This window comes from Methylobacterium sp. Leaf469 (assembly GCF_001424745.1).
GTDB lineage: Bacteria > Pseudomonadota > Alphaproteobacteria > Rhizobiales > Beijerinckiaceae > Methylobacterium.
In genome coordinates this window covers 113,220-136,825 of the sequence record NZ_LMRE01000034.1, presented here as the reverse complement: position 1 = coordinate 136,825, position 23,606 = coordinate 113,220, and the positions used below count along the sequence as shown (strand labels likewise).

Here is a 23,606-nt window from a genome sequence, read left to right as displayed (position 1 = left end):
CGAGCCCACCTTCGCGGCTGTGCTCGTTCGAGGGGGACGTGCGACGCCCCTTACCAGCGGTAGCCTAGGCTCGCGGTGATGCGCCGCTGGGTGCCGTAGAAGCAGGCGTTCGCGCTGGAGCATGACGAGACGAAGCGCTTATCGCCGGCATTCTGGAGGTTGACCGCCGCACGCCAGCCGTCGCGCTCGTAATGCACCACCGCGTCGAAAGTGACGTATTCGGGTACCGTGAGGGTGTTGGCGACATCGGCGTAGGAGCGCCCGACATAGTTCACGCCGCCGCCGAAGCCGAAGCCTTTCCAGTCGCCGACCGGGATCGTGTAGTCGGCCCAGAGCGAGGCGAAATTCTCCGGGATGCCCACCGGGACTCGGCCGAGGTCGAGATTCGTCCCCTCGATCGTCCGTAGGCCGTAGATCGTGTAGGACGCGATGAGGTTGAGCCCCTCGGCGAGGTTCGCCGTCGCCGAGGCCTCGAAGCCGCGCGAGCGCACCGCGCCGATTTGCAGATTGGTGAACACGTTGGCCGGGTTCGGCGTCAGCACGTTGGAGCGCACCAAGTCGAACGCCGCCACGGTGAAGAAGGTATTCCAGCCGACCGGCTGCAGCTTGGCGCCGACCTCGATCTGCTCGCCCCGGTCTGCCTTGAACGGCCGGTTGTTCGCATCGACGCCCGCCGTCGGGTTGAACGAGGTTCCGTAGGTCACGTAGGGCGCGAGCCCGTTGTCGAAGTTGTAGATGAGCCCGAGGCGCCCGGTGAAGGCGGTCTCGTCCCGCACCGTGGAGTTCGCCAGCACCAGCCGGTCCTGCACGACGTTGCTGACGAAATCCTGGCGGCCGCCGACGAGGAAGGTCAGGCGGTCGGTGAGCGCGACCTGATCCTGGAGGTAGAGGCCGGTCTGCTGGAGCTGCTGATTGACCACGCGGTAGGGGGTCGGCGTGGAGCTGAACTGGAAGTAGCGCGGCGACAGGATGTTGAGCGACGGCACCGGGAATTCCGGTGGGAACGGCGTCGATCCCTGATTGTCCGACAGGCTATAGCGTTTGTAGTCGACGCCCATCAGCACGGTGTGGCCGAAGAACCCGTCGCTGAAGCGCGCCTGCGCCTGGTTGTCGACGGTGAACAGCCCGGCGCGCGGCGTGGTGAGGAAGCCGTAGCGGGCGAGCTCGGTCTGGGCGGTGTCGGCGTAGCCGTTGCCGACGTAGCGCTGGTCGCGCACCTCCGTGAACGAGAACCGGAAGTTCTGGCGCACGGTCCACACGTCGTCGACGTGGTGCTCGAACTCGTAGCCGAGATTGGCCTGGTTGCGGGTGTATCCGTCGATCAGGGGATCGCTGGCGTTGAGCTTGCGGTCGATGCGCAGGCCCGAGGCGTTGGGGCGAACGGTGCCGAGATAGGGCAGGAACTGGCCCGCCCCCCCGGTGTCGTCGCGCTGGAAGCTCGTCAGCACCGTGAAGGTGGTGGCGCCGTCCGGCTTATAGGTGAGGCTCGGCGCGATGTAGTAGCGGTCTTCCGGTGCGAACCGGACCTGGGCGTCGCTGTTCTGCAGCTTGCCCGTCAGGCGGTAGAACCAGTGGCCGGAACTGTCGGCCGGGCCGCCGACGTCGAAGGCGGCGTAGCGCTGGTTGAACGAGCCGCCGCCGAGTTCGACGTAGCGGAACGGCTCCGTCGTGGGGCGCTTCGACACGATGTTGACGAGGCCGCCGACGGGCGAGCCGCCGAACAGGGTCGCGGCCGGTCCGCGCAGGACCTCGATGCGCTCGGCGCCGAACGGATCGATGCGGTAATTCGCGAACGCGGTCTGGAACAGCTGCAAACCATCGCGGAACAGGCCGGTCTCCGTGGCCGAGAAGCCGCGAATGAGGAACCAGTCGAGGCGCGTGTCGGGACCGAACTGGTTGGCGTAGATGCCCGGCGTGTAGCGCACGGCCTCCGAGATCGTCTGCGAGCGCTGCGCCTCGATCTGTTGCGCGCCGATGACGCTGATGGATTGCGGCGTGCGGATGAGGGGCGTGTCGGTCTTCGTCGCCGTGGCACTGCGGCTGGCGACGTAGCCGGGCACGGGGCCCCGCGCGGTCTCGGGCTGGCTCCGCCCGGGCGCGCCGCCGCCACCGGGGCCGGCGCCGCTGCCCTCGACGCTCAGGGTCTCGAGGGTGACGGCGCTCTGTTGGGCCTCGGCCACGCCAGCGAGGGCGAGGAGCGAGACACCCGCGAGGGCAAGGCGGGCGATGGCGGAGGCCGCAGGGACAAAGGCTATAGGGGCAGGTGTCACGAGGGCGGACATGGCGAACTCTCCGTCGCGCAGGCACGCGTCATCGCGTGCGCCTGAGGGCGCGCGGGAGGGCACAGCGTGTTGTTTAGAATTATGATAAACTGTTGTTTTTCAACGGCTTATCGAGCACCGCTAAGCCCCGGCCCGCCGCCATGCAAGACCTCCCCGATCGTCTTTCGACAACCGTGGCGGTGGGATCACAGGCAATCGCCCGGCTGACGCAACCGTTGGGTATTCAACCGCGCTGACGCGTCTCTCCAAGGCGTTCGAGGAAGCCGATGGCGAGGCGACCGCGCTCGGCTGCGCATTCGCTCCCGCGACGCAGCAGAACCCGGCGATCCTTGCGCATCAAGTCTTCGGCCACGGGCACGAGCAGGGCTGGGGCATCCGCATGGAGGTCGGCCGCCAGTCCCTGGGGACCGCCGCTGAGCCGCGCGATCCCGAGGGCACAGCAGCCGACCCGCAGCCGGGCGAGGGTGAAGAGATCGTCCACCGCCGCGGGCAGGGGGCCGAACCGGTCCTCGACCTCGCCGCGCAGGGCCTCCACCTCTTCGAGGGACCGCAGGCGCAGGAGCCGAGTGTAGAGGCTTAGGCGCAGCTCGGGTTCCGGCACGTAGTCGGCCGGCACGCTGCCGGTGAGTCCGAGGCGGATCTCGGGCGTCCAATCCTCGGCGGTTTCGCCTTTGGCGGCCCGCAGGGCGAGCTGGAGCAGATGCTGGTAGAGGCCGAGTCCGATGAGCTTCACGTGCCCGGCCTGGTTCTCGCCGACGAGGTCGCCGGCCCCGCGCAGATCGAGGTCTCGGGCGCTGATGGCGAAGCCCGCTCCCAGGCGGTCGAGGGCCTCCAGGGTGCGCAGGCGCTTCTCCGTCGCCGGGGTCAGGGGCTTCTCGGGCCGGCTCAGAAGGTAGGCCACCCCGCGCCGCTGCCCGCGCCCGACCCGGCCGCGGAGCTGATGGAGCTGGGCCAGCCCGAAGCGTTCGGCCTCCCACACCAGCATCGTGTTGGCGCGCGGAACGTCGAGGCCGCTCTCGATGATGCTGGTGGCGAGCAGCACGTCGCCTTCGCCGTCGGCGAAACGGACCATGACGTCGTCCATCTCGGCGGCCTTGAGGTCGCCGTGGGCGACCAGGGTCTCGAGTTCGGGCACCAGGGCGGCGAGACGCCTGGCCATGGGGGCGATGTCCTCGACGCGCGGGCACACGACGAAGCTCTGGCCGCCGCGCCGGTGCTCGCGCATCAGCGCGGCCCGCACGGCGCCGTCGTCGAACGGCATGAGCACGGTGCGGATGGGCTGGCGCACGCTCGGCGGGGTCGCGATGACGCTCAGCGATTGCAGGCCGACGAGGGCCGATTGCAGGGTGCGGGGGATCGGGGTCGCCGTGAGGGTCATCACGTGGCCGTCGCCGGCCGCCTGGCGGAGGCTCTGCTTGAGCTTGGCCCCGAAGCGCTGCTCCTCGTCGATGACCATGAGGCCGAGATCGGCGAAGGCGACGCCCTTGGCGGCCAGACCCTGCGTGCCGACGACGAGGCGGATGGCGCCGGAGGCGAGCCCCGCCTTCACCCGCTTGGCTTCCGCCGGGGAGACGAGCCGCGACAGATGGGCGACCTCGATGCCGAAGCGAGCGAAGCGGCGCTGGAAGGTCTGGACGTGCTGGCGCACCAATACGGTGGTGGGGGCCACGACGGCGACCTGCTTGCCGGAAAACAGGGCGGCCGCCACGGCGCGCAAGGCCACCTCGGTCTTGCCGAAGCCGACATCGCCGCAAACGAGCCGGTCCATGGGGCGGCCCGAGGCGAGGTCGGCGAGCGCGCCCTCGACGGCGCTGGCCTGATCGGGCGTGAGGTTGAAGCCGAAGCCGGCGGCGAAGCGCTCCATCTCGCGCTCGGGTGGGGCCAGCACCGGAGCCGTGACGGCGCCGCGCGCCTCGGCATCCTTCAGCATCTGGCGCGCGGCCTTGGCGAGGGTCGCCTCGGTTTCGAGGCGCCGGCGCCCCCACGAGCCGCCGTCGAGGCGGTCGAGGGTCACGGCGTCGGGCTCGGAGCCATAGCGCCAGATGCGGTCGGCCTGGCTCACCGGCACCATCAGGACGGTGTCGCCCGCGAACCGCAGGCGCAGGGCGTCCTCCGTGCCCTCGCCCGTGCCGACGGATTCCAGACCCTCGAACACGCACAGGCCATTGTCCCGGTCGACGGCGACGTCGCCCACACGCAGGTCGACCTCGCCCATGGGGAGGATCGCGGCCTGCCCGCCGCTCGCGGTCATCGCGCGACTACCGAAGAGATCGGCCGCCGCGATCACGGCGATGCCCTGGTCGGGCACGCGGAACCCGGCCTCGATGGGGGCGGCCAGGACGAGCAGGTCGCCGGCCGGGGCGTCACTCACATCGGACCAGCTCGCCGCCTTGCGGGCCTTGCGGGACAGCGCCTTCTCGGCGGCACGCACGAGGCGGGGCAGGGCCTCGGCCGGGCCCGTGAGCAGCACCCGCTCCCCCGCCGCGACGTGGCCGCGCAACGCTTCGGCGAAGGCCGGGCCGGGCCGCGCCTTCGTGACGAAGGTCGGCAGGGCGATGGACTCGGCATCCGCCGCGGAGGCGGTCGCGACGGGGCGCGCACTCTGGAGGGCGGTCCATTCGCCGGGGGTGAGATAGAGGTCGTAGGGCAGGGGGGCGGCGCGGCCCGCACCCTCGCGCCCTTCCGCGATCTGCTCGAAGAACGCGGCGGCGCGGTCCTGCGCTCCGGCCTCGATCACCAGGCGGGCGCCGGGCACGTAATCGAGGGGCGTGACGAGGTGCGGGTACAGGCGCGGCAGCCCGTGCTCCTGGCCGGTGAACGGGCGCAGGACCGTGCCGGTGTCGCGGGGCAGGACGATCTCGGTCGCCGGATCGATGACCAGGACCGCCGCATCCGCGAGCGACCGTTGCGACACGGGATCGTAGGAGCGGATGGCGGTGACGCGGGCGTCGTCGTGCTCGATCCGGCATGGGCGCTCGGCGGCGGCCGGGAACACGTCGACGGTGCGTCCCCGCACGGCCACCTCGCCGGGCTCGTCGACCCGGTCGTCGAGGATGTAGCCGAGGCGCTGGAGGTCCGTCGTCAAGGCTTGCGGATCGAGGCGGTCGCCGACGCGGATCTCCAGATGGGCGTCGGCCCAGGTCTCCGGCGGCGGCACCCGCTGGATCAGGGCCGGCGCGGTGGTGAGCACGATGTCGGGCAGGTTCTTCGCGTCGGTGAGCCAGCGCAGGACGCCCGTGCGGGCCCCCATGGTGCCGCGCGAGGGCGAGGCGCGGTCGAACGGCAGGCAATCCCATTCGGGATAGATCGCGACGCTGCGCTCGGGCGCCAGGGCCCGCAGGATGCCGGCCAACGCCCCGAGGCGATGGCGTTCCCGGGCGATGTGGACGAGGGGCCGGGCATCGGCCTCGCGGTCGAGGAGCGACACCGCCAGGGCGCCCGTGGGGACGAGGGGCGCGACGTCGGAATCGTGGTGGGCGGGGGCCGTCCTGGTCCTGCGCTTAGCCATCGAGGATGCGTCCGCCCTGTTGTTCTTGCCTTGGGCTGGAGGAACGCGCCGGTCCGCGCCGGGCTCCCGATCGAATCGGGTTGTCCCCTGTTTGCCGCAGGCCGGGGACGGGCCCGCGCGATGGTGCCGCAGGGCCTTTGAACTCGGGAACGGTTCGGCTCTAAGCTCCCGTCCGATCCGGCCCCGTGGCCGGCGCGGAGAGATGAGCACGATGACGCCGAACACCGTGGCGACGACCCCGTTCCCCGACCAGAAGCCGGGCACCTCCGGCCTGCGCAAGAAGGTCGTGGTGTTCCGTCAGCCCCGCTACGTCGAGAACTTCGTCCAGGCGATCTTCGACGCCATCCCCGAGCGCGCCGGTGCCACCCTGGTGATCGGCGGCGACGGCCGCTTCTTCAATCGCGAGGTGGTGCAGACCGCCCTGAAGATGGCGGCGGCCAACGGCTTTAGCCGGGTGCTCGTGGGGCAGGGCGGCCTGCTCTCGACGCCCGCCGCCTCCTGCGTCATCCGGAAATACGGCGCCATTGGCGGCCTCGTCCTGTCGGCGAGCCACAATCCCGGCGGGCCGGACGGCGATTTCGGCATCAAGTTCAACACCGCCAACGGCGGGCCGGCGCCGGAGGACGTCACGGCGGCGATCTTCGCCCGGACCCTCACGATCGACACGTACCGCATCGTCGAGGTGCCGGACCTCGACCTCGACGCCGTCGGCGAGGCCCGCATCGGCGACATGGTCGTGTCCATCCTCGATCCCGTGGCCGACTACGCCGAGCTCATGCGGACGCTGGTTGATTTCGATGCAATCCGCGCCCTGTTCGCCGGCGGCTTCCGCATGCGCTTCGACGCCATGAGCGCGGTGACGGGCCCCTACGCCCACGCCATCCTCGAAGGCGAACTCGGCGCGGCGCCCGGCACCGTGGTCAACGGCACGCCGCAGCCGGATTTCGGCGGGCATCATCCCGATCCGAACCCGGTGCATTGCGACGACCTCTACGACCTCATGCTCGGCCCCGATGCGCCGGATTTCGGCGCGGCCTCGGACGGCGACGGCGACCGCAACATGATCGTGGCGCAGGGCCTGTTCGTGACCCCGAGCGACAGCCTCGCGATCCTGGCCGCCCACGCCCACCGGGCGCCGGGCTACGCATCGGGCCTTGCCGGCGTCGCCCGCTCCATGCCGACGAGCCGGGCCGTGGACCGGGTGGCAGCGTCGCTCGGCATCCCCGCCTACGAGACGCCGACCGGCTGGAAGTTCTTCGGCACCCTGCTGGATGCCGGCCGCATCACCCTATGCGGCGAGGAGAGCGCCGGCACCGGCTCCGACCACGTACGGGAGAAGGACGGGCTCTGGGCGGTGCTCCTGTGGCTCAACGTACTCGCCGCCACGGGCCGGCCGGCCCACGAACTCGTGCACGCGCACTGGGCCCGCTTCGGGCGGGACTACTACACCCGACACGATTATGAGGAGATCGACGCAGAGGCCGCCAAGACCCTGATGGAGGGTTTGCGGGGCAAGCTCAGTACCCTGCCGGGGCAAACGTTCGGTGACCTGACCGTCGCGACGGCGGACGACTTCCGCTACGTCGATCCCGTTGACGGCTCGGTAACGGCCCAGCAGGGCGTGCGCATCGGTTTCGCCGAGGACGCGCGCGTGGTCTACCGCCTGTCGGGCACCGGCACTGCGGGGGCGACCCTTCGGGTCTATGTCGAGCGATTCGAGGCCGCCCCCGACCGTCTCGACCGCCCCGTTGCCGAGGTGCTGGCCTCGGCGGTGGCCGCCGCCGAGGCCATCGCGGACATCGCCCGGCTCACCGGCCGGGACGCCCCCAGCGTCGTGACCTGATCGTGTCCTCGGGCATGGCATGCCAGCCGTGCCCGAAGGCCCCTATCCCGAGCCGATGGGTGGCGTACGGGAGGGCGCAGGCAGGGACGGGGCAGACGCGGGTGACGGATCAGGAAGCGGCGCGCCGGCGCGTCGGCATCGCGCTGATGTGCGGGACCCTGGCGTTCTTCGCCTGCCTCGACGCATCGGCGAAAAGCCTCGCCCGCCTCGGCGTCGATCCCCTGCTCACCACCTTCATGCGCTACGCCGTCAGCGTCGTGGCGATCTCCCTCGTCATCAACCCCGTGACCTCGCCGGGGGTGATGCGCACCAGCCGGCTCCGGCTGCAGATCCTGCGCTCGCTGCTGTTGTTCGGCTCCACCGCCCTGAATTTCCTGGCCCTGCGCCATCTGCAACTCGCCGAGACCCTGTCGATCCAGTTCGCCGCGCCCCTGGCGGTGGCCCTGCTCGCCGGGCCGGTGCTGGGGGAATGGACCTCGCCCCGGCGCCTCGTCGCCATCGGCATCGGCTTTCTCGGCGTGCTCGTCATCGTTCGGCCGGGTGTCGGGCCGGTGCAGCCGGCGGTGCTGCTGAGCCTCGGCAACATGCTGTGCTACGCCCTCTACATCCTCACCACCCGCAAGCTCGCCGCCCACGATTCGACGGCGACCACCATGGTGTATTCGGGGCTCGCCGGCCTCGCCCTGATGACGCCACTGCTGCCGTGGATCTGGACCGCACCGGCGACGTGGCTCGCCTGGGCGCTCCTCGTCGGGGTCGGCCTGTTCGGCACCCTCGGGCACTGGCTCCTCGTGCTGGCCCATGCGCGGGCACCGGCCAACGTGCTGGCGCCCTTCATCTACACCCAGCTCCTGTGGTCGGTGATCCTCGGCTACCTCGTCTTCGGCGACGTGCCGAACCGATGGACGCTCGTTGGTGCGTCCATCGTCGTGGGCTCCGGGCTCTATCTGCTCATGCAGGACCGCCGCAGGACGCAGCCTCAGCGGTGATGGCGGTGGTGCCGGCGCGACTTCAGCCGCGTGCGGTAGGCGCGCCGGCCAGGATCGATGCCGAGTGCCCCGTTCACGGTGCCGACGGCGCCGCCGACCGCACCGCCGACGATGCCGCCCACGGGTCCGGCGACCCGGTCGCCCTCGGCCGCACCGCGGCGGACGCCGCCCGGAAGTCCCTGGGCCTCGGCGGCGCCGGAGACGGCAAAGGCGGACAGGACGAGGGTGGCGGCGAGCAGGGCTTGTCTCATGGCGGGTCTCTCCGTTGATGCGATCGCCTTTCGGCGGGTGTTGTCAACGGCCGAGCTTGGAAAAGGTCCCCGGCACGATCCCCCGCGAAAGCTCGCTGGTCTCGCGCACCCGGCGCTGCTAGAAGCCGGCGCATGTGCGCTGAGGCCGATCCGCGCGGCCCGGACTCCGTGCGAGTCCCCGGCCGCCTGCGAATTACAGGCCCGGCCTCCGTCTGAGGGCCGCCGCGGCGCGCGCCTCGGCGGAGGCCGGGAGGGCTATCGATCGCCCCTTCCGCCACCGGTCCCCACGGACCGCCCCCGCTTGAAGCGCCCAGACCGACAGAGACCCATGAGCGATCCCACAGAGTCCGCCGGCGCCCCCGTCCGCGACTATTCCAAGACCCTGTTCCTGCCGCAGACCGACTTTCCCATGCGGGCCGGCCTGCCCGTGCGCGAGCCCGTATTGCTGGAGCGCTGGGCGGCGACGGACCTCTACGGGCAGATCCGGGCCCAGGCCGCCGGCCGGCCGAAATTCGTGCTGCACGATGGCCCCCCCTACGCCAACGGCAACATCCACATCGGCACGGCCCTCAACAAGATCCTCAAGGATTGCATCGTCCGGGCGCAGGGCGCGCTCGGCTTCGACGCCAACTATGTGCCGGGCTGGGACTGCCACGGCCTGCCCATCGAGTGGAAGATCGAGGAAGCCTACCGCGCCAAGGGCCGGAACAAGGACGACGTGCCCGTCCTCGAGTTCCGCCAGGAATGCCGGGCGTTTGCCGGCCAATGGCTCGACACCCAGCGCGCCGAGTTCAAGCGCCTCGGCGTCACCGGCGACTGGGACCATCCCTACGCCACCATGACGTTCCCGGCCGAAGCCACCATCGCCCGCGAACTGATGACCTTCGCCACCACCGGCCAGCTCTATCGCGGCTCGAAGCCGGTGATGTGGTCCGTGGTCGAGAAGACGGCTTTGGCCGAGGCCGAGGTCGAGTACGAGGATGTGGTCAGCGACACCATTTTCGCGGCGTTCCGGCCCATTGCCGGGGCGGCGGAGGATCTCGCCTCGGCCCGCGTGGTGATCTGGACCACCACGCCCTGGACCATGCCGGGCAACCGCGCCGTGGCCTACTCGAAGCGCGTCGCCTACGGCCTCTACCGCGTCACCGCGGCGGCGGCCGAGAACTGGGCCAAGGTTGGCGATACCTATCTCTTGGCCGACACCCTCGCGGGTTCGGTGTTCGCCGCCGCGCGCGTCGAGAGCTTCGAACGCCTCCGCGACGTGACGCCGGCGGAGCTTGCCGGCCTCACCCTGGCGCATCCCCTCGCCGGCCATATCCCCGGCTACGAGTTCGCCGTCCCGCTCCTCGACGGCGATCATGTCACCGACGAGGCCGGCACCGGCTTCGTCCACACGGCGCCGGGCCATGGCCGCGAGGACTTCGAGGTCTGGATGGCCAATGGCCGGGCGCTCGCCGAGCGCGGCATCGACACCCGCATCCCCTACACCGTGGATGCCGACGGGTCCCTCACCGGGGACGCGCCCGGTTTCACGGGAAAACTCGTTCTTAACCACAAGGGCGAGAAGGGCGACGCCAACAAGGCGGTCATCGCGGCTCTGACGGAGGCCGGCACCCTGGTGGCGCGCGGCACCCTCAAGCACAGCTATCCGCATTCCTGGCGCTCGAAGAAGCCGGTCATTTTCCGCAACACGCCGCAATGGTTCATCGCCATGGACCGGCCGGTGGAGTCGCTGGGCAACCGCACCCTGCGCGAGACGGCCCTCCAGGCCATCGACGACACCCAGTGGGTGCCGCCACAAGGAAAGAACCGCATCAACGGCATGGTCGGCAACCGCCCCGATTGGGTGGTGTCGCGCCAGCGCGCCTGGGGCGTGCCCATCACGGTGTTCGTGAAGAAGGGCACCCATGAGGTCCTGCGCGACGAGCGCGTGAACGCCCGCATCGTCGCGGCCTTCGAGGCGGAAGGCGCGGATGCTTGGTTCACCGATGCGGACGGCGCCCGCTTCCTCGCGCCCGACCACGATCCGGCGAACTACGAAAAAGTCACGGACGTTCTCGACGTGTGGTTCGATTCCGGCTCGACCCACGCCTTCGTGCTCGACGATCCCGAACAGTTTCCGGGCTTGGCCGGCGTGGTGCGCAAGCGCGACGGCGGCGCCGACACGGTGATGTATCTCGAAGGCTCCGACCAGCATCGCGGCTGGTTCCAGTCCTCCCTGCTCGAATCCTCGGGCACGCGCGGCCGTGCGCCCTACGACATCGTTCTCACCCACGGGTTCGTCCTCGACCCCAAGGGGTTGAAGATGTCGAAGTCAAAGGGCAACGTCGTCGCGCCCCAGAACATCATCAAGGATTCCGGCGCCGACATCCTGCGCCTGTGGGTGGCGGCGTCCGACTATACGGACGATCTCCGCATCGGCCCCGAGATCATCAAGACCTTCGCCGAGACCTACCGCAAGCTGCGCAACTCGCTTCGCTGGATGCTCGGCTCTCTCGCGCATTTCGAGCCCGGCCCCGAGATCCCGCACGCCGAGCTGCCCGAACTCGAGCGTCTGATCCGGCACCGCCTGTCGGAACTCGATGGCGAGATCCGCGAGGCCTACGCGAGCTTCGACCTCAAGCGCGTCGTGGCCCTGCTCAACGGCTTCATGACCGGCGACCTCTCGGCGTTCTACTTCGACGTGCGCAAGGACGCGCTCTACTGCGACCCGATCTCGTCGCCCGTCCGGCGCGCCGCCCTGCAGGTCATCGACGAGACGCTCCGGCGCTGCACCATCTGGCTCAGCCCCGTCCTCGCCTTCACGGCGGAGGAGGCGTGGCTCGACCGGTATCCCTCGGAGACCGGCTCCGTGCATCTTCAGACCCTGCCGGAAACACCGTCCGCGTGGCGCGACGAAGCCCTGGCCGCGCGCTGGCACAAGGTGCGCCGCGTGCGCCGGGTCGTCACCGGCGCCCTGGAGATCGAGCGCGCCGCCAAGCGCATCGGGGCGAGCCTGGAAGCCGCGCCGACGGTGTACGTGGCCGACGCGGACCTGCTGGCCGCCCTCGACGGGGTCGATTTTGCGCAGGTGTGCATCACCTCCGACATCCGCATCGCGTCGGGCGAGGGCCCGTCCGACGCCTTCCGCCTCGACGACGTTCGCGGCGTCGCCGTGGTCCCGGCCCTGGCGGAGGGGCGCAAATGCGCCCGGTCCTGGCGGGTCGCCCCGGATGTCGGCACCGATGCGGCCTATCCCGACGTGACGCCGCGCGACGCCCAGGCCCTGCGCGAATGGGATGCCGCCCACGGCACCGCCGCGTGAGGCCACGACGATCATCGACCCTCACGTCCCCACAACGGGGGCGAACGCCGCGGCGGAGCCGACCATGACCCCGTTCCGCCTCGGCCTCCTCGGGCTCCTCGCCACCCTGGGCCTCGATCAGGCGTCGAAGCTCTGGCTCTATCTCGGCACCGATCTGGTGCTGACGCAGCCCTGGCGGGTGGCGCCGTTCGCCGAGTTCCTCGTGGTGTGGAACCGGGGCGTGTCCTACGGGCTGTTCCAACAGGATGGCGGGATCGGCCGCTGGCTCCTCGTCGCCGTCTCGGTCGTGGCGGCTGCGGGCCTCGTGGTGTGGATGTCCCGGACCCAGACCCGGCTGCTGGCCCTGTCCCTCGGCCTCGTCGCCGGGGGCGCCATCGGCAACGCCATCGACCGGGCCATGTACGGGGCGGTGTTCGACTTCGTACACCTGCACTGGCGCACCTGGTCCTGGTACGTCTTCAACGTGGCCGACGCGGCCATCGTCGCGGGCGTCGTCGGCCTCGTCCTCGACAGCCTGCTGCCGGACCTGCGCGGCGAGGCCCCCAGCAACACCAAAGCCTCCGACAAGACCACGATCCCCAACGAGACCACGCCCCCCAACGGGACCACCACGCCGCACCCTTAAGGCCGGCGTTCCACCACCCGGCAACATCTCCGACTGTGTGATGTGTAAACCACATCGGGGATCGTTGGGGGATGGTCGAGGGCCCGAGACTGGCGCCCTGCGGTTAAGGCGCCATACGATCGCCCGAAACCGGGATCAGGCGTTCGAGGCCGGATCAGGATCGCTCCTTGAACGCGACCATTCGAGCCCGGACACGGGGCGCGAAGACCGGGCAGGCATCGGGGGCGGCATGATCGGACAGCGCGGGTTCCTCTACTCCGTGACGGGCATCCTGGTAGGCTTCAGCGCGAGCGTCGGCGGCGCGCAGGCGCAGCAGGGCGTGTTCATGCGGGATGCGCTCAGCAACATCGGCCTGATCGAGCCCGAGAAGCCGGCCATCACCTATCGCGAGCGCGCACCCCTGGTGATGCCGCCGAAGCTCGACGGCAAGGCCCTGCCGCAGCCGCGCAAGGCGGAAGCCTCGCCGCAATGGCCCAAGGACCCCGAGATCGCCCAGCGCGAGCGTGAGCGCGTCGAGGCGCGCAAGCCCATCGTGCGCGGTGCGCAGGGGCGCATGGACGACAACAACGTGACCCTGTCCATCGACGAGATGCGCGGCGGACGCCGCGCCGACGCGCAGGTACGGACGGAGGCGGGCCGGCCCGAGGGCGAGACCGCCGACCGCAACTCGTTCTGGTCGAACCCCTTCGGCCTGCGGTCCGACGCGGTGGCCGAGCCGTCCCTGGCGGAGCCGGACCGCGACGTGCTGACCGATCCGCCCACCGGCTACCGCAAGCCCCCCCGCAAGGTCGCCAAGACGAACGGCGACCCCGTCAACAATCCCTCGCGCGAGCGTGAGGAAGCCGATCCGGGTGCCTATATCCGTAGCCGGAACTGAATTTCGCGCCGGCCACTGGCCGGCCCATGGGACTGGCCCCGCCGTTGCGGCGGGTGCCTGAACCCCGTGTGACGCGCAACGAGACGGACGGTTCCGTGCGGACCGAACGCTGAAGGAAAGCTCTTCGATGCATCTGTTCCGGAAGGACGTGCCCCTCCTCGGTCCCACCCGCCGCCATGCCAGCGCGGGCCGTGCCGAAGCCGCCCCGTTCGGGCGCTCGGAGGCCGGCGGTCCCGATGTCGGCGCCTTCACCCTCGACAACGGCCTCGACGTCGTCGTGGTGCCCGATCACCGCGCCCCCGTGGTCACCCACATGGTGTGGTACCGCAACGGTTCGGCCGATGACCCGTTGGGTCAGTCCGGCATCGCCCACTTTCTCGAGCACCTGATGTTCAAGGGCACCGAGCGGCATCCCGTGGGTGCGTTCTCGAAAGCAGTCTCCGGCCTCGGCGGCCAGGAGAACGCCTTCACCAGCTACGACTACACCGCCTATTTCCAGCGCGTGGCCCGCGATCACCTCGAGACCATGATGGCGTTCGAGGCCGACCGCATGACCGGCCTCGTCCTCGACGACGCCGTGGTCGCGCCGGAGCGCGACGTGGTGCTGGAAGAGCGCCGCATGCGGGTCGAGACCGACCCCTCCGCCCAGCTCTCCGAGGCCATGGCCGCCTCCCTGTTCGTGCACCACCCCTACGGCACGCCGATCATCGGCTGGATGCACGAGATCGAGGACCTGAACCGCACCCACGCCCTCGACTATTACAAGCGCTTCTACACCCCCGAGAACGCCATCCTGGTGGTGGCCGGCGACGTGACGCCCGATGACGTCCGCCGCATGGCCGACAAGACCTATGGCCGCGTCACGCCCCAGGGCGCCCGGCCCGTGCGGGTGCGGGCCCGGGAGCCCGAGCCGAAGGCGCTCCGCCGTCTCGCCGTCGCCGACCCCAAGGTCGAGCAGCCGACCCTGCAGCGGCTCTACCTCACGCCGTCCTGCATCACGGCGCGTGACGGCGAGTGCCACGCCCTCGAACTGCTCGCCGAGGTGATGGGCGGCGGCTCGACGTCCTACCTCTACCGCAAGCTCGTCATGGAGCTCGGCGTCGCCGTGAATGCCGGCGCCTGGTACATGGGCTCGGCCATCGACGACACCCGCTTCTCCGTCTACGCCATCCCCGCCGAGGGGATCAGCCTGGAGAAGCTCGAGGAGGAGGTCGACCGCGTCCTGCGGCGCGCGCCGTCCGAGGCCCTCACCCCCGAGGCCATCGAGCGGGCCAAGACCCGCCTCGTGGCCGAGACGGTCTATTCGTCGGACAGCCAGTCGTCGCTCGCTCGCATCTACGGCTCGGCGCTCGCCATCGGCGAGACCATCGAGGAGGTGCGCCGCTGGCCGTCCGACATCGAGGGCGTGACCCAGGCCCGCCTCGCGGCGGTGGCCGAGCGCTACCTCGTCCCGCAGCGTTCCGTCACCGGCTATCTCACCAAGTCCCGCGATACCGAGTCCCGCGACGCCGACGCCTGAACAAGGCGTCCCGCCCGGATTTCAGGGCCGTGGCGCGACGCGCGCGCCGGGCCCGACCCAGCACAACGAGGTTTCCATGACCATGGCTCCCCAACTGGTCGACACCGCCATCCGCTCGGCCAACTCGCCGACGCAGGCCGTGCCCGTCGCCACCGCCGCCGGCATCGAGGCCTGGCACGTCGAATCCCAGGTGGTGCCGCTCATCGCCATCGCCTTCACCTTCGAGGGCGGCGCGGCCCAGGACCCGGAGGGCAAGGCCGGCGTCGCCCAGATGCTGGCCCGCCTCCTCGACGAGGGCGCCGGGGACCTCGTCTCCGATGCGTTCCAGGAGCGCCTCGCGGCGCGTGCCATCGAGCTGTCGTTCCATGCTGGGGCCGATGCGCTGGGCGGCTCCCTCAAGATGCTGGTCAAGCACGCCGACGAGGCCATCGACCTCCTGGCCCTGGCGCTGGCGAAGCCCCGCCTCGACCCCGACGCCATCGAGCGCGTGCGGGCCCAGACCCTCGCCGGCCTGCGCTACCAGCAGAACGACCCCGGCGTGATGGCCTCGCGCCGCTTCTTCGCCGAGGCTTATCGCGGCCATCCCTACGCCCGGCCGTCCTCCGGCACGGCCGAGAGCATCGCCGCCATTACCCGCGACGACCTCGTGGCCATGCACCGCAAGCTCGTCGGCCGCGGCGCCGTGAAGGTCGCGGCAGTGGGCGCCATCGACGCCGCGCGCCTCGCCGATGCCCTGGAGCGTGCCTTCGGCCGTCTCGATCTCGCCGAGCCCCTCACGGCGGTGCCGCAGACCGAGGTGCAGAACCTCGGCCAGCGCCACGTCGTCGATATCGACGTGCCGCAATCGGTCCTGCGCTTCGGCATGGGCGGCGTACCGTGGCGCGACCCCGACTTCATCCCGGCCTACGTGCTGAACCATATCCTCGGCGGCGGCTCCTTCACCTCCCGCCTGTTCCAGGAAGTGCGCGAGAAGCGCGGCCTCGCCTATTCGGTGGGCACCTCCCTCGTCAGCCACCGCGCTTCCGCCATGACCTGGGGCTACACCGCCACCAAGAACGAGCGCGTGGCCGAGGCCCTGTCGGTGATCGGCGACGAGATCGGCCGGCTCATCGCCGAGGGGCCGTCCGACGAGGAATTGCAGAAGGCCAAGGATTACCTCACCGGCTCCTACGCGCTGGGCTTCGACACCTCGACGAAGATCGCCCACCAGCTCGCCCAGATCGCCTTCGAGGGCTTGGGCATGGACTATATCGCCCGCCGCAACGACCTCGTCGCCAACGTGACCCAGGCGGACATCCGCCGCGCCGGCGCACGCACCTTCGCCGACGGAAAGATGCTGGTCGTGGCCGCCGGCCGGCCTACAGACTTCTAGGATGGCGCCGGAGGCATGGCGGTTGCTACACTGCGCTCGCCTGCCACTGCTCCCCGGATCCGCGATGCTCTTTGCCCTGCCGACGCTCTTCGCCCGCGCGGCGATCCTACCCCTGGCCCTGGTGATCGCCACACCCGCCCTGGCTCATCCGGGGCACGAGGCGACGACCCTGCAGCAGGGCTTCCTCCATCCCCTCGGCGGCCTCGACCATGTCCTCGCCATGGTGGCCGTAGGGCTCATCGCGGCGCGGATCGGCGGGCGGGCATGCCTCCTCGTGCCGGCGGCGTTCCTCGCCATGATGGCGGTCGGCGGCGCGGCCGGTGCCGCCGGCCTGAGCCTTCCCTACGTGGAGACCGGCATCGCCCTCTCGGTCGTCGTCCTTGGGGCGGTCCTGGCCCTGGGCGCCGTGCCGCCCGTCGCTGGCGCCATGGCGCTGGTTGGGGCGTTCGCGGTGTTTCACGGTTTCGCGCACGGGGCCGAGATGCCCGGCGCCGCCTCGGGGCTGGCCTACGGCCTCGGCTTCCTCATCGCCACCGCGCTTCTCCATGCCGCCGGGCTCGGCCTCGGCTTTACGGTCACGCACCATAAGACTCGCCCGGCGCTTCGGGTTGCCGGGGCAGGCCTTGCCGCCGCTGGCCTGGGTCTCCTCGTCGGGGCGTTCTGAGGGCGCTACACCACGGAATCACGGCCAGGGAATCCGCTTCGGCGCGCCCCCTGAACGGGTCTTGCCGGGCGCCGCCAGCCTCCCGTGGAACAGCAGGCTTCCCGGCGATATGGGAGCGAGCCGGTGGTCGCGCCTGTGCGGGGTCGTAGATGTGAGATGCTGTGCCTGTGCCGGTTCTGCCTGTGCGAAGTCGTGCCGTTCCGTGGGTTCGCGCCGGATCCCGCGGGATCCGCTGCCAGCACAGGCGTGGCGCGGGTTCCAGAGGATGGGATCGCCCACCAGCCGAGATAAGGGGATCGCCGTCCAGGCCACCCCGCGGCTTTGTCATTCGCGGCGGCCGGCCCCATCTGATCCCCAACTCTCCTCGCGCCACAGGCCGGACCCGCCCGATGCAACTCACCGGAATCCACCACCTCACCGCCGTCACGGCGCGAGCCGCCGACAACGCGGCGTTCTACACCCGGACGCTGGGCCTGCGGCTGGTGAAGAAGACGGTGAACCAAGACGACGTCTCGGCCTACCACCTGTTCTACGCCGACGGCCTCGCGTCGCCCGGCACGGACCTGACCTTCTTCGATTGGCCGGCGGCGCCCGAGCGGCGCGGCACCAACAGCATCACCCGCACGGGCCTGCGCGTGGCAGGGACGGCATCGGTCGAATGGTGGCGTGCGCACCTCGCCCGGCAGGGCGTCGCCCATGCGGTGCCGGTGGAGCGCGACGGGCGCCTTAGCCTCGATTTCGAGGACGCGGAGGGGCAGCGCTTCCTGCTCGTCGATGATGGCGGCGAGGGCCCGGCCCACCCCTGGGAGCACAGCCCCGTGCCGGCCGAGCACCAGATCCGCGGCCTCGGCCCGATCCGCTTCACCGTGGCACAGGGCGAGCGCACGGAAGCGGTGCTGGCCGACGTTCTGGGGATGAGTCACGACCGCACCTACGAACTGCCGGAGGGCGCCGTCCGTGTCTGGCGCATGGGGGAGGGGGGACCGGCCGCCGAACTCCACCTCCTGTCGCAGCCGGACCTGCCGCCCGCGCGCCAGGGTGCGGGCAGCGTCCACCACGTCGCCTTCCGGATCCCGGATGCGGATTACGCAGCCTGGGCCGACCGCCTGAAGCTGAAGCGCATGCCGACGAGCGGCCCCATCGACCGGTTCTATTTCCAGAGCCTGTATTTCCGCGAGCCCAACGGCATCCTGTTCGAGATCGCCACGGACGGCCCCGGCTTCACCGCCGACGAGCCCCTGGAGACCCTGGGGCAGCATCTGGCACTGCCGCCCTTCCTCGAAGGGCGCCGCGCCGAGATCGAGGCGGGGCTGAAGCCGCTCTGACCCGGCACCCGGGCGCATCCGGAGCCTTTGGATTAATTCAGAGCGATTCCAAACGGTTGCAGCCAAACTGTCCGCACCCGGGTGGTGCGGGGCACCTGCGCGCCCGGACCGTCTTGACGCGGGCGCCGCAGGTGCGAGAAGACCCCGCAAAGCTTCGAGATTCGAGACGGACCCGGCGATGAGTAAGTTCAACGAGGAGCGCGTGCTCTCCGTCCACCACTGGACGGACACCCTGTTCTCCTTCCGCACCACCCGTGATCCCGCCTTCCGCTTCCGCAACGGCGAGTTCGTGATGATGGGCCTCGAGGTCGAGGGCCGTCCGCTGCTGCGCGCCTACAGCGTCGTGTCGGCCAATTACGAGGAGGAGCTGGAGTTCTTCTCCATCAAGGTGCCGAACGGCCCGCTCACCTCGAAGCTGCAGCACCTCAAGGTCGGCGACCCGATCATCGTCGGCAAGAAGCCCACCGGCACCCTGGTGCTCGACAACCTGATGCCGGGCAAGAATCTCTACCTGCTCGGCACCGGCACCGGGCTCGCCCCGTTCATGTCGATCATCAAGGACCCGGAGACCTACGAGCGCTTCGAGAAGGTCGTCCTCGTTCACGGCTGTCGGCAGGTCCAGGAACTCGCCTACGGCGAGACCATCACGCAGGATCTGCCGAACCACGAGTTCCTCGGCGAGGTGATCAGCGCCGGTCTGATCTACTATCCGACGGTGACGCGCGAGCCTTTCCGCAACCGCGGCCGCATCACCGACCTGATGACCTCCGGCAAGCTGTTCGAGGATATCGGCCTGCCGCCGATGTCGGTGGAGAACGACCGCTTCATGCTCTGCGGCTCGCCCGACATGATCCGCGACACCCGCCAGCTCCTCACCGATGGGGGCTACGAGGAGGGCAATCACGGCGAGGCCGGCCACTACGTCATCGAGAAAGCGTTCGTGGAGAAGTGAGCGGCCGCGCCGTCTTCGTCGCCGGCGCCGGGACCGAGATCGGCAAGACCTACGTCACCGCGGCCCTGACCCGGTGCCTGCGGGCGCAGGGGCACGGAATCCGCACCCTCAAGCCCGTGGCGAGCGGGGTGCCGCCCGTCGATGATCCGGCGTTTCGGCAAAGCGACACGGCGATCCTCCTGGAGGCGCAGGGGCTCGGCCTCACGCCCGGCAGCGTCGCCGCCTGCTCGCCCTGGCGCTTCACCGCGCCCCTCGCCCCCGATCTCGCCGCCGCGCGCGAAGGCCGGACCCTGGCCCTGGCCGATCTCGTCGCCTGGTGCCGGACCGAGATGAGCGCGGCGCCGCCGGGCACGACACTGCTGATCGAGGGCGTCGGCGGCCTCATGAGTCCGGTGACGGACGACCACACCGGTCTCGACTGGCTCAAGGCCCTGTCCGTACCCGCCCTCCTCGTCTCCGGCTCCTATCTCGGCGCCATCAGTCATGCCCTGACGGCCGCCGAGACCCTGCGCGGCCATGGGGTGGCCTTGCGCGGGGTCGTCGTGTGCGAGAGTCCGGACGCCCCGACGGGTCTGGAGACGGTGGCGTCCGCCATCCGCCGGCGCGTCGCCGTTCCGGTCCACGGAATCGCGCGCGGTGGCATCTGTTCCGACGATCTCGCCGCGCTGATCCGAACGGACGCGTAAGAGGCTCAGCCGGACCTGCGTGACACGTCCGGATGCTCGCTCTCATCCCTGGACGCAGGCCCTCGATCCTCCTACCTCGGCGGGGAAGAGGCGTCGCCGAGGCGCCCTGCCGGAGATCCGAACTTGTCCCAAGATCAGACCCGGTCGCGAGATCGGACCCGGACGGGGCAGGCGGGGCTCGCGCGCCCGGCCGCGCTCGTCGGCGCCCTCGGCATCGTCTACGGCGATATCGGCACGAGCCCGCTCTACGCCTTCAAGGAGGCGGTGCGGGCGGCGAGCGCCGGCGCCCCGCCGACCCCCATCGCCGTCACGGGCGCGGTGTCGCTGATCCTGTGGGCGCTGATCCTCATCGTCTCCATCAAGTACGCGGTGTTGATCCTGCGGGCCGACAACCGGGGCGAGGGCGGCATCGTCGCCATGCTGGCGCTCCTCGGGGCGCGCCACGCGAAACCGGGCTCGTGGGCCGGCGTGCTCCTCGTCGTCGGCCTCGTCGGCGCGGCGCTTCTGTATGGCGATGGGGCGATCACGCCGGCCATCTCGGTGCTGAGCGCCGTCGAGGGCCTGAAGGTCGATGCGCCCGGCCTGTCGCGCTTCGTCGTCCCCATCACCCTGGCGATCCTGGTCGGGCTGTTCCTCGTCCAGAGCAAGGGGGTGGCCTTCATCGGGCGCATCTTCGGGCCCGTCATGCTGGTCTGGTTCCTCGTCCTCGCGCTGATGGGACTCGGCGGCATCGTGCACGCGCCGCAGATCCTCGGCGCGGTGAACCCCCTGCGCGCCGTCGATTTCCTGCTGCATGCCGGCTGGCACGTCAGCTTCGCCATGCTGGGCGCGGCGTTCCTGGCGGTGACCGGCGGCGAGGCGATGTACGCCGATCTCGGGCATTTCGGCGCCGGCCCGATCCGGGTCTCGTGGTTCGGCCTCGTGCTGCCGGCCCTGGTGATCCACTATTTCGGGCAGGGCGCGCTCCTGCTCGCCGAGCCCGACGCCCTCGAGAACCCGTTCTACCGGCTTGCCCCCGACTGGGCGCATTATCCGCTCATCGGGCTCGCGACGCTCGCCACCGTCATCGCCTCGCAGGCGATCATCTCGGGCGCGTTCTCACTGACCCAGCAATCGATCCAGCTCGGGTTCCTGCCGCCCATGCGGGTGGTGCACACCGCCCGGCACGAGCGCGGGCAGATCTACGTGCCGGTGGTGAACTGGCTGCTCGCGGCCGCCACCATCAGCGCCGTGCTGATCTTCGGCTCGTCCGATGCCCTGGCGGGGGCCTACGGCATCGCCGTGTCCTCGCTCATGGCCATCACCACCCTGCTGGCCGCCCTCGTGGCGTTGAAGTGGGGCTACAACCCCGTGGCGGTCTTCGCCGTCAACGGGTTCTTCCTCGCCATCGATCTCGTGTTCCTCAGCGCCAACAGCGTGAAGCTGTTCGAGGGCGGCTGGTTTCCGCTCCTACTGGCCGGCCTCGTCGCGTTCCTGATGCTGACCTGGCGCAAGGGCACCCAACTGGTGGAGGCGGCGCGGGTCCATCTGCGCCAGCCCGAGGCCGAGTTCCTTGAGCAGCTGCGCCGCGATCCCCCGCTCATCCTGCCGGGCCGCGCCGCCTTCCTGTCCTCGGCGACGAGCGGCATCCCGCTCCACATGTCCCGCTTCGTCGAGCGGTCCCACGCCCTGCACAAGCGCATCCTCATCATCACCGCCCTCTACGAGGAGGCGCCGGTGGTGCCCCGCGACGGGCGGGCCGAGGTCTCGGCAGTGACGCCGGACATCACCCGGCTGACCCTGCGGTACGGCTTCATGGAGGATGCGTCGATCCCCGAGGGGCTGGCCTGCGCCGTCGAGGCCGGCAAGCTGCCGGCCGAATGGGTGGAGGATCTCACGATCTTCATCGGCCACGAGACCATCATCCCGAAGAGCGACCATCGCGGCATGGCCGATTGGCGCGAGGGCCTGTTCGCGTTCCTCCTGCGCAACGCCGAGCGCACGGGCGCGCATTTCTGCGTGCCGACCCGCCAGCTCGTGGAAGTCGGGACCGAGATCGAGATCTGATGCGGCGCCCGGTCGAGGGGCGATGAGAATCGAAGCTGCGCGCCAGGGATTTGCGCCGAAGCAGGGGCACCGCCGCGGCGGGCACGGGTTCGTGCCCTTGCGAGGCGCCGCCAAGGGCCGCAAGAAGAAGCCTGAACGCCCCATCTCAAGTCCGGACCCGTGATCGTATGCCCGAACTCGCCCCCAAGGCCCTGGCGATCCGCCTGCGCCAGCAGGCGATCCTGTCCGATTTCGGCGTCGAGGCCCTGCGGGCCACGGAGTTGCTGCCCCTGCTCCAGCGGGCCACGGAACTCTGCGCCGAAGGCATGGAGGCCCAGTTCTGCAAGGCGCTGGAATACAAGCCGTATCAGGATTGCCTCCTCGTCTGCGCCGGCGTCGGCTGGGCGGCGGATGCCGTCGGCACGGCCATCATCGGGGCGGACCTCGCCTCGCCGGCCGGCTACGCCCTCAAGACCGGCCGGCCGGTGATCTCGAATCACCTCCAGGACGAGACGCGGTTCCGTACGCCGAAGCTCATGGCCGACCACGGCATCCGCCGGGCCATCAACGTGCTCATCGCCAACCGCGACGGCAATTACGGCGTCCTGGAAGTCGACGACACCCGCGAGGGCCAGTTCGAGGAGGCGGACATCGCCTTCATGCAGGGCTTCGCCAACCTCGTCGGCGGCGCCATCGAGCGCCAGCGCGCCGAGGCCCGGCTCAAGGCCGCCGTGGAGCGTCAGGAACTCCTGTCCCGGGAGATGAGCCACCGGGTGAAGAACAGCCTCGCGGTGGTGGCGGGCTTCCTCGGGCTCCAGGCGCGGGGCTCCGACAACGAGGACGTGAAGGCGGCGCTCGCCGACGCCCGCACCCGGGTCGAGGCGGTGGCCCAGGTTCACGACCAGCTCTGGCGCCAGCCGAGCCTGGAGGCCATCGACGTCGCGGGGTTCCTCGAGGCGCTCTGCGCCCGCCTGCAGGAGAGCGCACCGCACCACACCCTGGTCTGCCGGGCGCAGACGGTGAACATCCCGGCGGACCTCGCGATCCCGCTCGGCCTGTTCGTCAACGAGCTCGTGACCAACGCCATCAAGTACGCCTACCCGGAGGGTGCCGGCGAGATCCGCATCACGGTCCGCGACGTCGGCGCGGACGACGGTGCTGCGGGCGGCCTCCACCTCTCCGTCTGCGACGACGGCGTCGGCCTGCCGGAGGGGTTCGACCCGACGGCGCCGCGCCGCGCCAGCCTCGGCATGCGGATCGTCAACAGCCTCGCGCGCCAACTCGGCGGCCCCCTCGAAATCGCCACCGATCGCCCGGGCGCGCATTTCTCCCTACGGATCGCTCCCACCATGGCCGACTGACGGCCCGGCGAGTCGCCTTCGCC

16 protein-coding genes are annotated in these 23,606 nt (G+C 70.4%); 13 read left to right on the top strand and 3 right to left on the bottom strand.

Features of this window, described 5'->3' with window-relative positions; genetic code table 11:
* Positions 1-50: 50 nt before the first annotated feature.
* Positions 51-2,282, bottom strand: coding sequence for a TonB-dependent siderophore receptor (locus tag ASG60_RS14705; RefSeq protein WP_056360429.1), 2,232 nt, complete (start codon positions 2,280-2,282; stop codon positions 51-53).
* A gap of 223 nt (positions 2,283-2,505) precedes the next feature.
* Complete coding sequence (locus ASG60_RS14700) at positions 2,506-5,790, bottom strand: DEAD/DEAH box helicase (RefSeq protein WP_056386370.1); 3,285 nt, start codon at positions 5,788-5,790, stop codon at positions 2,506-2,508.
* A gap of 211 nt (positions 5,791-6,001) precedes the next feature.
* Between ASG60_RS14700 and ASG60_RS14695 the strand changes: the two genes are divergently transcribed.
* Together ASG60_RS14695 and ASG60_RS14690 are read left to right on the top strand one after the other, a co-directional pair.
* Positions 6,002-7,633: an alpha-D-glucose phosphate-specific phosphoglucomutase gene (locus tag ASG60_RS14695; RefSeq protein ID WP_056386715.1), complete on the top strand. Its 1,632-nt coding sequence runs from the start codon at positions 6,002-6,004 to the stop codon at positions 7,631-7,633.
* A gap of 101 nt (positions 7,634-7,734) precedes the next feature.
* The gene (locus ASG60_RS14690; protein ID WP_056176690.1) at positions 7,735-8,622 is read left to right on the top strand and encodes a DMT family transporter; all 888 of its coding nucleotides are present in this window, start codon (positions 7,735-7,737) and stop codon (positions 8,620-8,622) included.
* On the opposite strand, the gene ASG60_RS14685 is transcribed toward ASG60_RS14690, so the two are convergent.
* Positions 8,613-8,873 (bottom strand): hypothetical protein, encoded by a 261-nt coding sequence (locus tag ASG60_RS14685; RefSeq protein ID WP_056176693.1) that lies wholly within the window; start codon positions 8,871-8,873, stop codon positions 8,613-8,615. The genes ASG60_RS14690 and ASG60_RS14685 overlap by 10 nt on opposite strands.
* Positions 8,874-9,201: 328 nt before the next feature.
* Between ASG60_RS14685 and ileS the strand changes: the two genes are divergently transcribed.
* From ileS to ASG60_RS14630, 11 genes are all read left to right on the top strand, one after another.
* Positions 9,202-12,177, top strand: coding sequence for an isoleucine--tRNA ligase (ileS, locus tag ASG60_RS14680; RefSeq protein ID WP_056386368.1), 2,976 nt, complete (start codon positions 9,202-9,204; stop codon positions 12,175-12,177).
* Positions 12,178-12,241: 64 nt separating this feature from the next.
* Positions 12,242-12,802 (top strand): signal peptidase II, encoded by a 561-nt coding sequence (gene lspA, locus ASG60_RS14675; protein WP_082531791.1) that lies wholly within the window; start codon positions 12,242-12,244, stop codon positions 12,800-12,802.
* A 229-nt stretch (positions 12,803-13,031) separates the two neighbouring features.
* The gene (locus tag ASG60_RS14670; RefSeq protein ID WP_056386366.1) at positions 13,032-13,679 is read left to right on the top strand and encodes a hypothetical protein; all 648 of its coding nucleotides are present in this window, start codon (positions 13,032-13,034) and stop codon (positions 13,677-13,679) included.
* A 127-nt stretch (positions 13,680-13,806) separates the two neighbouring features.
* The gene (locus tag ASG60_RS14665; protein ID WP_056386364.1) at positions 13,807-15,198 is read left to right on the top strand and encodes a pitrilysin family protein; all 1,392 of its coding nucleotides are present in this window, start codon (positions 13,807-13,809) and stop codon (positions 15,196-15,198) included.
* A gap of 76 nt (positions 15,199-15,274) precedes the next feature.
* A complete protein-coding gene (locus tag ASG60_RS14660) occupies positions 15,275-16,570 on the top strand; it encodes a pitrilysin family protein (RefSeq protein WP_082483910.1) in 1,296 nt (431 codons plus the stop codon).
* A gap of 64 nt (positions 16,571-16,634) precedes the next feature.
* A complete protein-coding gene (locus ASG60_RS14655; protein WP_056176706.1) occupies positions 16,635-17,234 on the top strand; it encodes a HupE/UreJ family protein in 600 nt (199 codons plus the stop codon).
* A 389-nt stretch (positions 17,235-17,623) separates the two neighbouring features.
* Positions 17,624-18,559, top strand: coding sequence for a ring-cleaving dioxygenase (locus tag ASG60_RS14650; protein WP_056386362.1), 936 nt, complete (start codon positions 17,624-17,626; stop codon positions 18,557-18,559).
* Between the two features lie 178 nt (positions 18,560-18,737).
* Positions 18,738-19,511, top strand: coding sequence for a ferredoxin--NADP reductase (locus ASG60_RS14645; protein ID WP_056176712.1), 774 nt, complete (start codon positions 18,738-18,740; stop codon positions 19,509-19,511).
* Positions 19,508-20,197, top strand: coding sequence for a dethiobiotin synthase (gene bioD / locus ASG60_RS14640; RefSeq protein ID WP_056386359.1), 690 nt, complete (start codon positions 19,508-19,510; stop codon positions 20,195-20,197). Before ASG60_RS14645 ends, bioD begins: the two co-directional genes overlap by 4 nt.
* Positions 20,198-20,320: 123 nt before the next feature.
* Positions 20,321-22,243, top strand: coding sequence for a KUP/HAK/KT family potassium transporter (locus ASG60_RS14635; RefSeq protein ID WP_056386357.1), 1,923 nt, complete (start codon positions 20,321-20,323; stop codon positions 22,241-22,243).
* 167 nt (positions 22,244-22,410) lie between these two features.
* Positions 22,411-23,583 carry a histidine kinase dimerization/phosphoacceptor domain -containing protein gene (locus ASG60_RS14630; RefSeq protein WP_056386355.1) on the top strand — a complete coding sequence of 391 codons (1,173 nt, stop codon included), beginning with the start codon at positions 22,411-22,413 and terminating at the stop codon, positions 23,581-23,583.
* Positions 23,584-23,606: the final 23 nt, after the last annotated feature.

Coding starts and splice junctions, on each gene's coding strand:
- ASG60_RS14705 (WP_056360429.1), bottom strand. CDS start 2,282: ATGTCCGCCCTCGTGACACCTGCCCCTATAGCCTTTGTCCCTGCGGCC.
- ASG60_RS14700 (WP_056386370.1), bottom strand. CDS start 5,790: ATGGCTAAGCGCAGGACCAGGACGGCCCCCGCCCACCACGATTCCGAC.
- ASG60_RS14695 (WP_056386715.1), top strand. CDS start 6,002: ATGACGCCGAACACCGTGGCGACGACCCCGTTCCCCGACCAGAAGCCG.
- ASG60_RS14685 (WP_056176693.1), bottom strand. CDS start 8,873: ATGAGACAAGCCCTGCTCGCCGCCACCCTCGTCCTGTCCGCCTTTGCC.
- ileS (WP_056386368.1), top strand. CDS start 9,202: ATGAGCGATCCCACAGAGTCCGCCGGCGCCCCCGTCCGCGACTATTCC.
- lspA (WP_082531791.1), top strand. CDS start 12,242: ATGACCCCGTTCCGCCTCGGCCTCCTCGGGCTCCTCGCCACCCTGGGC.
- ASG60_RS14670 (WP_056386366.1), top strand. CDS start 13,032: ATGATCGGACAGCGCGGGTTCCTCTACTCCGTGACGGGCATCCTGGTA.
- ASG60_RS14665 (WP_056386364.1), top strand. CDS start 13,807: ATGCATCTGTTCCGGAAGGACGTGCCCCTCCTCGGTCCCACCCGCCGC.
- ASG60_RS14660 (WP_082483910.1), top strand. CDS start 15,275: ATGACCATGGCTCCCCAACTGGTCGACACCGCCATCCGCTCGGCCAAC.
- ASG60_RS14655 (WP_056176706.1), top strand. CDS start 16,635: ATGCTCTTTGCCCTGCCGACGCTCTTCGCCCGCGCGGCGATCCTACCC.
- ASG60_RS14650 (WP_056386362.1), top strand. CDS start 17,624: ATGCAACTCACCGGAATCCACCACCTCACCGCCGTCACGGCGCGAGCC.
- ASG60_RS14645 (WP_056176712.1), top strand. CDS start 18,738: ATGAGTAAGTTCAACGAGGAGCGCGTGCTCTCCGTCCACCACTGGACG.
- ASG60_RS14630 (WP_056386355.1), top strand. CDS start 22,411: ATGCCCGAACTCGCCCCCAAGGCCCTGGCGATCCGCCTGCGCCAGCAG.